The organism is Caballeronia sp. S22, from assembly GCF_964261745.1.
In the GTDB taxonomy this organism is placed as follows: domain Bacteria; phylum Pseudomonadota; class Gammaproteobacteria; order Burkholderiales; family Burkholderiaceae; genus Caballeronia; species Caballeronia jiangsuensis.
The window spans coordinates 129,954-141,944 of record NZ_OZ180035.1; the positions used below are offsets into that span (position 1 = coordinate 129,954).

Below are 11,991 nucleotides of genomic sequence, written 5' to 3' on the forward strand. Positions count from 1 at the left end.
GTAATCTAGTGTCCCATCGAGGCTGACGCGCCCTTCTTCGGCCGCGTCAGCCAGACCATCGCGGCCAGCACCAGAAACGCATAGAACGAAATGCGGAAAAAGTCGTTGGTCGACATCATGTACGCCTGCGCCGACACCACGCGATCCAGTTGCGCCGTCAGCGCCTGTCCCGACAAACCGAGCCCCGAAAGCAGATCCGAGTATGCCGTCGTGCCCGCCGAATAAGGCGTGACCGACTCGGTGAGCCGCGCGTGATGGCGGATCATGTCGTTTTCCCAGAAGGTCGTGCTGACCGCCGTGCCGATCGCGCCCGACAAGGTCCGCAGAAAGTTCGACAAACCTGCCGCTCCCGCTAGCCGCTCGTCGGATACGCTGGACAGCGTGATCGTCGTCATCGGCACGAAAAAGCACGCGACGCCGATGCCCTGAATCAGTCGCGGATAGATGATCTGATGGAACGGCGTGTCGAGCGTGAAGGTCGAGTTCCAGTGCGACACGAACGCGAACGTGAGAAACGCGAAACTCGCCACCACGCGCAGATTCATGCGATGCATGTTCTGCCCGATCATCGGCGACAGCACCAGCGCGAGAATGCCGACCGGCGCGGTCGCGAGGCCGGCGAGCCACGGCGTGTAGCCGAGCACCGTTTGCAGCCATAGCGGCAACACCACGACCGAGCCGAAGAACGCAAGAAAGCCGAGCGACGTGATGAGCACGCCCATCGCGAAATTGCGGTCGCGGAACAGCGAAAGGTCGATGACCGGCTCCTTCTCGGTCAGCTCCCACGCGAACATGAACGCGAGCGACACCGCCGACACGATCGCCAGCGTCACGATGAAGCTGGAACTGAACCAGTCGCGGTCCTTGCCGAGGTCGAGCATCATCTGCAGGCTCGCGACGCCGATCACGAGCAGCGCGAGCCCGACGCCGTCGATGCGCTGCTTCGTCGTCTTCGTCTCGTGGCCGCGCAGCAGGAAGTACGCGATCGCCGCCGAAAACACGCCGATCGGCACGTTGATATAGAAAATCCACGGCCAGGTGTAGTTATCGGTGATGTAACCGCCCATCACCGGGCCGAAGATCGGCGCGACGATCACGGTCATCGCCCAGAGACCGAGCGCGAGGCCGCGCTTTTCCGGCGGATAGCTGCGCATGAGGATGGTTTGCGACAGCGGGACCATCGGGCCGGAGACGAGACCTTGCAGCAGCCGGAACGCGATCAGCGATTCGAAGTTGTGCGCGAGGCCGCAGAGTGCCGACGCGATCGAAAACAGCAGCACGGAAATGGTGAACAGCTTCACTTCGCCGACGCGCCGCGCGAGCCAGCCGGTCAGCGGCACCGCGATCGCGGACGCGACGGAGTACGACGAGATCACCCACGTGCCTTCGCTCGTCGCCACGCCGAGGTTCCCGGAGATGGTCGGCACCGCGACGTTCGCGATCGACGTGTCGAGCACTTCCATGAAGGTGCCGAGCGCGAGGCCCATCGTCAACAGGGCGAGGATGCCGCCTTTGAGCGGCATGGGCGCGGGCGGCGCGTCGGGCGTGCTGGTCGCGGATGTGGACATCGTTGGTTCTCCGGCGCGTGGACGGCGCTCAAAGCGCGCATCGCATGCAAACTATTTCTTGTCGCGGCATTCTCTGCCCAGACAGTGAAATCTGCGCAAGAAAACATCGCTTTCGTCGGATTATTCAGGGTAATGCTTCATCGAACGAGCATGGCGCGCAATCTCCCGCCGGCGTATTGCCGATGATGCGCGCGAGCATCGCGATCAAAAGATCCAGCTCAGCGCGGCTGAAACCACGCAACTGCTCGTTGAGCACCGCCGCGCCGATGACAGGCAAGCGCCCCGCCGCGTCGCGTCCGCGCTCCGTCAGACTAAGCTCGACGATTCGTCGGTCGGCCTCGCTGCGCGCACGGCTCACGAAGCCCTTCTTTTCGAGCCTGTCGAGCATGCGCGTCATCGAGCCGCTGTCGTACGACATTTCCCGCGACAACTCGAGCGGCGTGCGCGCCCGACCGGACGCAAGCAGCAGCATCACGCCGATTTGCTGCGACGTGAGGTCGAGCGGCTTCAGCGCCTGGTCGGTGCGCATGACGAGCACGTTGCGCGCCCTGGCGAGGTAATAGCCGAGGCTCGTTTCGAGTTGAATCGTGGCTGGATCGTAAAGCGGTTCGCTGTTCATGCGACATCGGTCAAACGGCTGATGCGGAAGTGCGACACCACGTCGCGTCTCGATTAGGCAACAATACCGAAAAAGCAATCAGCAGTATCTTGAAAAATAGTTGCACAGTCAATATTATTCTATGCAACGAGTTACGCGCGAGATGCGCCGCCCGAGACCATGTTCTGACCGCCTGCCGTCGTTCGCGACGCCCGAAGGACCTTCCAATGACCCGCTTTGTTCGCACCGCTCGCCGACGCTTCGGCCCCATCAGCAGCCTGATCGCCAACGCTTCCCGTCACTTCGTCCCGCCGAAGCTGAGTTCGTGGAAACTTGCGTTGTATCTGATCGTGTTCCTGCTGCCGGGCGGTTCGTTCGTCGTGCTGGGCATGGGATGGTTCGAAAATCGGAACCGGCGCAAGACGGCAGCCTCCGCACCGAAGAAGTCGCCCTCCCGACCCTTGCTCGCCGCACCCTGCCACGGCGGCGGTGGCGCCGGCGGCGCGTGACGACCCCGTAACGCGTCGTAACCGATTCCTGCTGCGGCGTAACACCCGCCTTACGGCGAACCCGTTACGCTAACGTCTGCCTGACGAGCGCGCGAAACAAGCGCCCGTCGCGTTCCGTTACCATTTCGGCTTGCCGCGTCTGTCGCTTCGGACTGCGCGGCGCCGACAGGAATCCCGACAAGCAGATGCCGCATCGCCCCGCCTTTCCCGCTTTCACCGTCACGCGCCCGCTGACCGCCACGGCGCTCGCCGCCGCGCTTGCGATGTTCATCGCCGGTTGCGCGGTCGGCCCCGATTATCAGCGCCCCACGACAACGGTCCCGGCCAGCTACAAGGAAGCGCCCGAAGGCTGGAAAGTCGCGCAGCCTGCCGACCAGACCGATCGCGGCACCTGGTGGACCGTCTACAACGACGAGCGCCTCAACGAGCTCGAAACGCGACTGAATCAATCGAATCAGAGCATCGCGCAGTTCGCGGCCGCGTACCGGCAAGCGCGTGCGCTCGTCAGCGAAGCGCGGGCGGCGTATTTCCCGACGATCGGCGCGGCGGCATCGGCTGCGCGCTCCGGAACCGGCGCGGGCAACCGGTCGACCAACAGTTCCAGCTTCGGCCAGCAGGGCTCGGTGAACAACCAGTTCAGCCTTTCGCTCGATGCGTCCTGGGAACCGGACCTGTGGGGCAGCGTGTCACGCACCGTCACCGCGCAGAAAGCGGGTCAACAGGGCGCCGCCGCCGATCTCGCCAACGCGCGGCTGTCCGCGCAGGCCACGCTCGCACAAAGCTATTTCCAGTTGCGCTCGCTCGACGCGCAACAGAAGCTGCTCGACGAGACCGTCGCTGCGTACGAGCAATCGCTCAAGCTCACGCAGAATCAGTACGCGCAGGGCATCGTCGCGCGCTCCGATGTGATTCAGGCGCAGACGCAATTGCAATCCGCGCAGGCATCCGCCATCGATAACGGCGTCGCGCGCGCACAGTTCGAGCATGCGATCGCGGTGCTCGTCGGTGAGCCGGCTTCGACCTTCTCCGTTCCGCCGATCCCGCTCGACGCAACGCCGCCCACCGTGCCCGTGCAGATGCCGTCCGCGATTCTCGAACGGCGGCCGGATATCGCGTCGGCGGAGCGCAAGGCGGCCGCGGCGAACGAGCAGATCGGCATCGAGATGGCCGCCTATTTCCCGACGGTCACGCTCTCCGCGCAGGGCGGCTTCGAAAGCTCGGTGCTGTCGCAATTGCTGCGCGCGCCGTCGCGTTTCTGGACGCTCGGACCGGACATCGCAGCGACCATTTTCGACGGCGGCCTGCGTTCCGCGCGCACCGAAGCCGCGCGCGCTGCCTACGATCAGAACGTCGCGACGTATCGGCAGACGGTGCTGACCGCGTTTCAGGACGTCGAGGACAATCTCGCGTCGCTGCGCATTCTGGAAAAGGAAATCGTCGTGCAGCAGCAGGCCGTCGAATCGGCGCAGCAGGCGCTCGCGATCATCAACAATCAGTACAAGGCGGGAACGGTCGCATTCATCAGCGTGCTGACCGCGCAGACCACCGCGTTCACCGCGCAGCAGAAGCTCGCGAATATCGCGGGGCAGCGGATGGTGTCATCGGTGGGACTGGTGAAGGCGCTCGGCGGCGGCTGGGATGTCGCGCAGATGGATCGCGAGACGGGCGGCGTCGAAGCGCCCGCCGCGGCTGCGTCCGCCGCGAGCGCGACGCAAACCGCCAATCGCTGATCGCTGATTCTTAGCGCATGAAGGTCAGCGCGACCGTATCCGGATCGGTATGGCGGCCGAGCAGGTTCAACAAACCGGCGAGGTTTTCGCGCTGATCCGGCGCGGCCGTCGCGGTGCCTTGAAACGACGTCGATTCCTGCGAGATCGCGCCGTTGCCGGTCAGCATGAGCGGCCCCTTGCTCGTCGAAAGATCGATCGTCGCGGACGCGCCCTGCGCCTGCAGCGCGACGCGATACGACCCGAGCGGCTTCACACGCGACACGCGCGAAGCCATGTCGTCGAGCGTGACGACCACTTGTCCGTAAGTGTTGCGGTTCAGCAAGCGGAATTCCGTCCACGAAAGCCGCACGCTGCCATCGAAGTCCAGCGTGTTGAACGGCGCGCCCAGCCCCGCGAGCAGCGTCGCGGGCACGGCAATCTGGCCTGCCGTGACTGTCGCGCCGCGCGTGGTGGCATCGACGGTCACGGCATCGGGCATCGCGTCGGTCTGACGCATCGTCATGTGCACGCGGCCGGTAAAGAGCGGCAGGAAAGCCGTCGTCCATTCGATGCGCCCCGGCAGCAGCGTCGCGCCCGCGCCGTCGGTGCCCGCGGCGAGCATCAGCGTGGCCGAGCCGCTCCACAGCGATCCCGCCGGATCGACCAGATTCACGTGGCCGCCCGTCGCTTTCGAGAACTGCGGCACGATCCACGCAGCGGGCATCATCGTGAGCAGCGTGCCGGCGACCGATATCACGATCACGAAAAGCGCCGGCAATGCGAGCCGGAAACGTCGCGTCCAGTAACTCATTTCGCGCCGGCCGGTTGCAGCGACGCGGTCAGATCCACCTGACCATCCGGTTTGAGCGCCGTCACATGCGCCTCCGACACCTGCACCTTGAACTGCTTGCGGGCGTCGTCGAGCCACATCGTCCAGTTCGGGAACGACGCGTTCTTCAACTGGATCTGGACCGCTGCGCCGATCACCTGGACCTGCGTCGGCTGCATGCCGTTGTCGGCGAGCGACTTCGCGAGCGCGTCGCGCAACGCGCCGCCCGTCGGCATCACGCCTTCGGCGGCAGGCGCGAGCGAGCGCGCGTCGTTGGCCTGCGCGGTCATCGTCGCGAGCTGGCGCTGCATCGCGGGCAGGCTTTCGCGCAAGCGCGCGCGGCCTTCGTAGGCAGGCGCCCACAGCACGAGATACACGAGCACGAGCCCGAGCGCGAGGCCGCCCCACATCAGCAGCGTCTTCTCGCGCGGCGTGCGCACTTCCCAGAATTCCGACAGTGAACGTGCGATTTCCGTTTTCATTGGCCGCTCCTGATCGTCCATTTGCCGGTGTTGCTATCGATCGCACCGTTCAGGCCGTTCGCGGCGAGGCGCTTCGTCAGGTCGGGATCGACCTTCGTTTCCGGCTTGAAGGTCACTTCCAGACGACGGTCGCGATAGTCGAGCCCCGCGACGCCGTTCACCGGGACGGGACCGAGCGAGCGCGCAAGCCCGTCCGCGAGCGACAGAAAGTCCGACGGCGACAGTTCGCCCGACGCCACCCGCAGCCGGTCGAGATTGCGCGACATCTGATCGGGCGCGTCGAGCACGACGGTCGTCTTCGGAAACGCGTTGAGCAGCAGTTCGGTTTCCTGCGCGCTGATCGCGTCGCGCTGACGCGAGAGTTGCAGCCACTGCACGTTGACGCCGATGATCGACACGACGATCGACGCCGCCACGAGCGCGATCGGCACGCGCAGACGACGCATCGTCGCGCGGTCGAGGCGCCACGGCTGCGCGGCGAATTCGAACTGGCACAGGTCGAAGCGGCTCGCGACGGCGTTGCGCGCGAGCGCCTCGAACGTGAGCGGCAACGCGCCGGCGACCGCTGCCGCGGCATTGCGCGAACCCGACAGGCGCGGCTCGTCGCCGGGAAGATCGGAGAGCGAATAGAGCGTCGCGGGATGATCGCCCGCGAGCGCCGCGAGCGTCGCGGGAATCGAATCGGCGGGCAGCGCGAGGCCTTCGCCGAGCGCCGCACGCTCGCCGCGCGCGATCGCGATTTCGATGCGCGGCGCGCCGAACGTGGCGGGCGACGGCGCGGCCAGCTCGCCGATCAGCGCGGGCGCGGTCGATACGACCTGACCGAGCAGACCCGCGATGAACGGCGTCGGCGGCGCTTCCGTTTCCTCGGCTTCCTTGCCTTCCTCGACGGGCGCCGCAACGGGAGCCGGCAAGCAACGCATCGCGGGCACGGCCTTCACATTGCGATGCCCCGCGCCCGAAAACGCGCCCAGGACGAAGCGGAACCAGCCGCGATCGATCACGGCGACCACGCGCTTGCCATCGGCGAGTGCGACCGGGTCGACCGCGATATGGCACGTCTGCGGATCCTGAATCAGCTGATCCTCGACGACGTTCGGCAGCGCCTGCCGCAAGCGCGGGCCCTTGAGCGGCGGCAAGGAAGCGGCGAGCAGGAGCGTGTCGCGCGCGGCGACGATCAGCACCGTCGCGCTCGCACGCGGCAGAAGCCCGAGCGCCGAGCGGCCGATGCGTTGCGGCTCGCCGCGCTTGTCGAGCAGCAGAAACGGCATGTCCGGCAGATGCCACTCTTCCGAGCGCACCGCGGGATCACGCGGTGGTAATAAAACGATCAGTGTGCTCAATGGCCACTTCCTCTCATCAATGACTGCGGCACGTCTTTACAGCGCGTCGCGCGTGTAGACGATGCGCGTCGTATGCGTCGTCGGATCGCGATACACGAGCGTCGTGCGCTCCAGTTGCGCGCGCTCGTGTTCGACGCTTCCGCGGATCACGAAATACTTCGTGGTGATGTCCATCTCGTTCGGATCGATCGTCACCGTCTTGACGCCCGCGCCCGTGAGCGCGAGCTGCACGTTGCCGACATCGTGGAAGAACACCGTCTCCCGGCGCGCGACGAACGCCTGCGCCTGCGACAGATTCATCCCCGGCACCACGGCCGCGATCACTTCGGCGGGCGCGGTGTTCATGTTCACGGCGGTCGTCGTCGGCAGGACGGTCACGAACGGGCGCAGCTTCGCGACCGCTTCCGGCGAGAAACCCGGCACATCGAGCAGCGAATCGACCGTGATCATCTGCAAAGGCGCGACGGGCGCGTTGCTGTCCGCGTCCTTCATGCCGGGATCGTCGGTGAAGTTGCCGCCGCCCGTGCCGCCGCCCTGCGCGATCGCCGCGAGCGTCGTTGCTTCGTTGTTCGCGCCGGTCGCCATGGTCGCGCTCGCGCCCGTCTGCGTCTGAAAGCGCGTCGCGGAGCGCGCGAGGCCCGCGCGCATCTGCAGTGCAACCGTCTTCGCGAGCGAGCCGTTGATGCCGAGCATCGTGAGCAGCCGCTGGAACGCCTGAATCTGCGCGACGTTGATGGTCAGCACGCCGGGCGTCGGCGTCGAGACCAGATTGCGCAGGTTGAACTTCGCCTGCGCGTCCTCGATCGAGCCGGACAGATACGTCGATGCGCCCTGCTGCGCGCGCACTTCGCCGATCTGCCCGAGGAAATCCGACAGCTTCGTCTTCGCGATCGGCACGCCCCACACGCCGCCGAGGTACGTGACCGTCGGCGAGGTATCGGCTTCCGAGCGCAGGATGAGGCGCGTCCAGTCGAGCGCACTGCGCGAAATCCACTGCGCCTGCGCAAGCAGCCGCTGATTCTCGATGCGCCGAATCTGCACCTGCTGACGCCACAGCATGCCCGACACGAGAATCGCTGCGAGCGATACGACCAGAAGCGCGCTGATGATCGCGACGCCGCGTTGCCTTTTCGGGTTCTGGGCGCGCATGCTCATTCTCCGACCAGAAACACGCGCGTGAGCGGCGTCGCGAGCGTGCGCGCGCCGACCGCGATCTGAATGCCCGACACCGCGCGCGCGAGCGGCGCGTTGCCGAGTTGCGGCACCTTCAGGTTGTTGTCGTTCTGGTTGATCTGCGCGAGCACGTCGCTCATGCGCGTGGACCAGCCTTTTTCCGGGATATAGACGCGCGTCGCGAGCGAGGCTACGCCGCCCATCAGCGGAATCGAGCTCCAGCCGTCGCCCGTATCGCCCGACGACAACGCGCGCCGCACTTCGCCGACATTCGAAAGCGGCGGCGAGGCAAAGCGCACGATGCGCCCGTTCGACAGCCGGTAGCGCACCACCTGAAGCCGCGGCGGCGTACCCGGCGCGAACACGCCGCGCACGATCTGCAGCGAGCCATTGCCGACCTGCACGGCGGGCTGGCCGGCTTCGTCGTCGGTGGCGGCCTGGCGCGCGTCGATGCGCATCTGGTCGAACAACTGCGCGACGACGCGCTCGTCTTCCATCGCGTTTTCGATCGTCGCGCGGCCGCGGATCACCGAGTCGAGCCCGCGCCACGACAACACCGCGAGCACCGCGAGAATCGCGATGGCGATCAGCATCTCCAGCAGCGTGAAGCCGCGCTGCGTGGCGCGCCGGTCAGAGCGAGCGGTTCGTTTCATTCGCCACCACCGTGACCATTTGCGCCAGATTGCCGGAGCGGCCCGGCGTCGAGACGAACATCTCGACGCGCCGGAAAATCGGGTTCGGCGTCTGGCTCACGCGCTGCGTGCATACGAGCTTCAGATTGCCCTGCGAGCAGTCGAAGGTGCGCGAGCCGATCGGCGGAAACTGACGTGAGAGCCGCAGTTGCGCGAGTTCGTTGTCCGCGCTCCAGCCCGCGAGCAGCCGCCGATGCAGGTCCGCTTCGCCCGTCGCGAGCGAGCCGACCGCGCGCACCGATGCGGCGAGCGCCACCGCGATGATCGCCAGTGCGACGAGCACTTCGATCATCGTGAAGCCGCGCTGATGTCGACGTTCACGCATCACCGCACCTGATAGCGGCCGTTGCCGCTCCCGACGATGGTCACGCGCCCCACTGCCGAAAACAGCGTGATTTCCATCGGCGCGTCGATGGCCTCGGTGCCGAACACGAGCCGGCTCACCGTCTTGTCCGAGTCGAGGAACTGGATCGACACGCCGGTCACGCCGCCTTCCCAGCGGCGCTGGCGCAGGAGGTCGTCGCGCAGCGGCCGCCAGCCGTCTTCCGTGCGGATGTCGAAGCGAAAGCCGCCGTCGAGCGGCTGCCACGCGATCGGCCGCGCGCGCACCTGCGCCTCGTCGCCCGCCGATTCGAACAGCAGCGCGAGACGTTGCGCTTCCTCGTTGAGATCGGTGCGCGGGTTGCGCGTCAGTTGCAGCGACGCGAGCGACACCAGCAAACCCGCGATCACCAGCACGACGAGCATTTCGAGCAGCGTGAAGCCCGCGTTGCGTCGCGTATGTCGGTGCCTGTTCACGCCGCTGTCCTTCGTCTACCGTGCGACGATCACTGCCACGAGCCGACATCGGCATCGTTGCCTTCGCCGCCCGCCTTGTTGTCCGCGCCGTAGCTGAACACGTCGACTTCGCCGTGCACGCCTGGATTCAGATATTGATACTGCGCACCCCACGGATCCGCCGGCAGGCGTTCCAGGTAGCCGCCGTCCTTCCAGTTGTTCGGCACCGGCTCGGTCGTCGGCTTTTCGACCAGCGCGCGCAGACCCTGCTCCTGCGTCGGATAGCGGCCGTTATCGAGGCGATACAGCTTCATCGCCTGCATGATGGTGCCGATGTCCTGCTTCGCGGCGACGCGGCGCGCCTCGTCCGGGCGGCTCATGATCTTCGGCACGATCAGCGCGGCGAGAATGCCGAGAATCGCGATCACGACCATGATTTCGATCAGCGTGAAACCGCGCTGACGGCGTCCCTGCGCCTGAGCCTGTTGAATTCGCATGCGGCGTTGTGTCCACAATTGCATGACTGCTACCTCTTGAATTGAAAATATCGTTTCCGGGCCTCACGCCCGGTGATGATTGGAAAAATCGTGCGGCTTCCTGTCTTTCGGAAGCCGCCGGTCATTCTATCGATCCGCTTTCGTCGCGTGCTTCATGCCCGTGCGAGGCATCGCGTCACGCTCAGCGCACCCAGATCGTCGGTCCGGGCGGATTCTGCGGCAGGAAGATCTCCGATTTCACGCCGTTGCGCTCGATGATGATCGAACGCGCGCGCACTTCCGAGAGCTTCACGCCCTGCGTGAGCGGCCCGCCCAGCGACACGGCCTTCGCCGCTTCGCCGCCGTAGCTCACGATGGCCGCCGCGCCGCCCTGCAACGCGAGAATGCCGAACAGATGCACGTCCGAATTGGCCTGACGCTCAAGCCGTCCGCCGAAAATGGTCGCCGCCTGTTCCACCGACGGCGTGCGCGTCGCGGCCGCGGCGGGCAGCGGCGCGGTCTGCCGCGCGGTCAGCGTGACGACCCAGTACGTCACCGTCACGCAAAAGAGCGCGAGCGCGGCGAGCGTCAGTAAGCGAGTTTGAAGGGCGTTCATCACTGCACCAGATTATTCAGTTCGATGATCGGCAACATCACCGCGAGCACGATCACCAGCACCACGCCGCCCATCGCGAGAATCAGCAGCGGCTCGAGCAGGCTCGTGAGGAACATCGTGCGCCGTTCGAGCTCGCGCGCTTCGCCTTCGGAGGCGCGGTCGAGCATCGTGGTGACGTCGCCGGTCGCTTCGCCCGAGCGGATCAGGTGAACCAGCACGGGCGGAAACGTCTTCGTGTTGCCGAGCGCGCGCGACAGCGACGAGCCTTCGCGCACGCGCACGATCGCATCGTCGACGTTCTCGCGCATCGCCGTGTTGCTGAGCGTTTCGCCGGCAGCCTGCAGCGCGCGCAGGATCGGCACGCCGGCGGCGGTCAGGATCGCGAGCGTGCTGGCAAAGCGCACCGTGTTGTAGCCGCGCACCAGCTTGCCGATGAGCGGCGCGCCGAGCAGCCACCGGTCGAACGACATGCGCGGCCCGGGCCGCGCGAGGATGGTCTTCACGAGCCACGCGAAAATCACGACGCCGATCAGCATCGCCCACCAGTAACTCCGGACGAAGGACGAGAGCGCCATCATCATGACGGTCAGGAAAGGCAGCGCCTGCTTCGTGCTCGCGAACACGTTCACGACCTGCGGCACGACATAGCTCAGCAGGAACGTGACGATGCCGAACGCGATGAGCGTCACGATGCCCGGATACGTGAACGCCAGAATGATCTTCTGCTTCAGCGCGTTACGTTGTTCGATGTAGTCGGCGAGACGCGACAGCACGAGGCCGAGCTTGCCGGTATGCTCGCCCGCCGCGACGAGCGCGCGATAGATCTCCGGAAAGTCCTTCGGATGCTGCGCGAGCGCGTTGGCGAAGGAATGGCCGCCGAGCACTTCGGCGCGGATCGCGGCCATCAGTTCGCGGATGTAATCGCGTTCGGACTGCTCCGTCAGCACCGCGAGCGTTTCGCCGAGCGGCAGACCCGCGATCAACAGACTCGCGAGCTGGCGCGTGAGAATCGCCTGCTCGCGCTGCGACAGACGCCGCCCGAGCGACAGCCGCTGCTGACGCTCGCCGCGCGTGCGCGTGCCCGCCGCCTCGACGACGAGCGGTGTCAGCCCCTGCGTGCGCAACTGGCTGCGCGCGGCGCGGGCGCTGTCGGCATCGAGCACGCCTTTTTGCGTCTTGCCCGCGTGGTCGATCGCTTCGAAACGAAAAGCCGGCATAC

The 11,991-nt window shown here is 66.1% G+C and carries 14 protein-coding genes; 2 read left to right on the forward strand and 12 right to left on the reverse strand.

The features are described from left to right. Nucleotides 1-5: 5 nt before the first annotated feature. Nucleotides 6-1,568 (reverse strand): DHA2 family efflux MFS transporter permease subunit, encoded by a 1,563-nt coding sequence (locus ACEN42_RS00605; protein WP_238209393.1) that lies wholly within the window; start codon nucleotides 1,566-1,568, stop codon nucleotides 6-8. Nucleotides 1,569-1,692: 124 nt separating this feature from the next. Further along, entirely contained in the window at nucleotides 1,693-2,187 is a 495-nt protein-coding gene (locus tag ACEN42_RS00610; protein ID WP_250482812.1) for a MarR family winged helix-turn-helix transcriptional regulator, read from the reverse strand. A gap of 206 nt (nucleotides 2,188-2,393) precedes the next feature. On the opposite strand from ACEN42_RS00610, the gene ACEN42_RS00615 reads away from it, so the two are divergent. Beyond that, a complete protein-coding gene (locus tag ACEN42_RS00615) occupies nucleotides 2,394-2,675 on the forward strand; it encodes a hypothetical protein (RefSeq protein WP_250482810.1) in 282 nt (93 codons plus the stop codon). A gap of 185 nt (nucleotides 2,676-2,860) precedes the next feature. Continuing rightward, nucleotides 2,861-4,405: an efflux transporter outer membrane subunit gene (locus ACEN42_RS00620; protein ID WP_238209390.1), complete on the forward strand. Its 1,545-nt coding sequence runs from the start codon at nucleotides 2,861-2,863 to the stop codon at nucleotides 4,403-4,405. A gap of 10 nt (nucleotides 4,406-4,415) precedes the next feature. On the opposite strand, the gene ACEN42_RS00625 is transcribed toward ACEN42_RS00620, so the two are convergent. The 10 genes from ACEN42_RS00625 to gspF form a co-directional block, all read right to left on the reverse strand. Continuing rightward, entirely contained in the window at nucleotides 4,416-5,195 is a 780-nt protein-coding gene (locus ACEN42_RS00625) for a type II secretion system protein N (RefSeq protein ID WP_187608120.1), read from the reverse strand. Continuing rightward, nucleotides 5,192-5,695: a type II secretion system protein GspM gene (gene gspM, locus ACEN42_RS00630; RefSeq protein ID WP_250482807.1), complete on the reverse strand. Its 504-nt coding sequence runs from the start codon at nucleotides 5,693-5,695 to the stop codon at nucleotides 5,192-5,194. The genes ACEN42_RS00625 and gspM overlap by 4 nt, the downstream gene beginning before the upstream one ends. Further along, nucleotides 5,692-7,038, reverse strand: coding sequence for a type II secretion system protein GspL (gene gspL, locus ACEN42_RS00635; RefSeq protein WP_250482806.1), 1,347 nt, complete (start codon nucleotides 7,036-7,038; stop codon nucleotides 5,692-5,694). Before gspL ends, gspM begins: the two co-directional genes overlap by 4 nt. Nucleotides 7,039-7,074: 36 nt before the next feature. Further along, complete coding sequence (gene gspK / locus ACEN42_RS00640) at nucleotides 7,075-8,193, reverse strand: type II secretion system minor pseudopilin GspK (RefSeq protein WP_371880414.1); 1,119 nt, start codon at nucleotides 8,191-8,193, stop codon at nucleotides 7,075-7,077. Then, nucleotides 8,190-8,864 (reverse strand): type II secretion system protein J, encoded by a 675-nt coding sequence (locus ACEN42_RS00645; protein WP_187608116.1) that lies wholly within the window; start codon nucleotides 8,862-8,864, stop codon nucleotides 8,190-8,192. Before ACEN42_RS00645 ends, gspK begins: the two co-directional genes overlap by 4 nt. Next, nucleotides 8,842-9,228: a type II secretion system minor pseudopilin GspI gene (gspI, locus tag ACEN42_RS00650; RefSeq protein ID WP_187608115.1), complete on the reverse strand. Its 387-nt coding sequence runs from the start codon at nucleotides 9,226-9,228 to the stop codon at nucleotides 8,842-8,844. The genes ACEN42_RS00645 and gspI overlap by 23 nt, the downstream gene beginning before the upstream one ends. Continuing rightward, nucleotides 9,228-9,650: a GspH/FimT family pseudopilin gene (locus ACEN42_RS00655; protein ID WP_222946715.1), complete on the reverse strand. Its 423-nt coding sequence runs from the start codon at nucleotides 9,648-9,650 to the stop codon at nucleotides 9,228-9,230. Before ACEN42_RS00655 ends, gspI begins: the two co-directional genes overlap by 1 nt. A gap of 80 nt (nucleotides 9,651-9,730) precedes the next feature. Beyond that, nucleotides 9,731-10,201 (reverse strand): type II secretion system major pseudopilin GspG, encoded by a 471-nt coding sequence (gene gspG, locus ACEN42_RS00660; RefSeq protein ID WP_035499417.1) that lies wholly within the window; start codon nucleotides 10,199-10,201, stop codon nucleotides 9,731-9,733. A gap of 157 nt (nucleotides 10,202-10,358) precedes the next feature. Further along, on the reverse strand, nucleotides 10,359-10,772 hold the full coding sequence (locus ACEN42_RS00665) for a general secretion pathway protein GspC (RefSeq protein ID WP_187608113.1): 414 nt from the start codon (nucleotides 10,770-10,772) through the stop codon (nucleotides 10,359-10,361). Further along, nucleotides 10,772-11,989, reverse strand: a complete 1,218-nt coding sequence (gene gspF / locus ACEN42_RS00670; protein WP_035499414.1) for a type II secretion system inner membrane protein GspF — start codon at nucleotides 11,987-11,989, stop codon at nucleotides 10,772-10,774. The genes ACEN42_RS00665 and gspF overlap by 1 nt, the downstream gene beginning before the upstream one ends. Nucleotides 11,990-11,991: the final 2 nt, after the last annotated feature.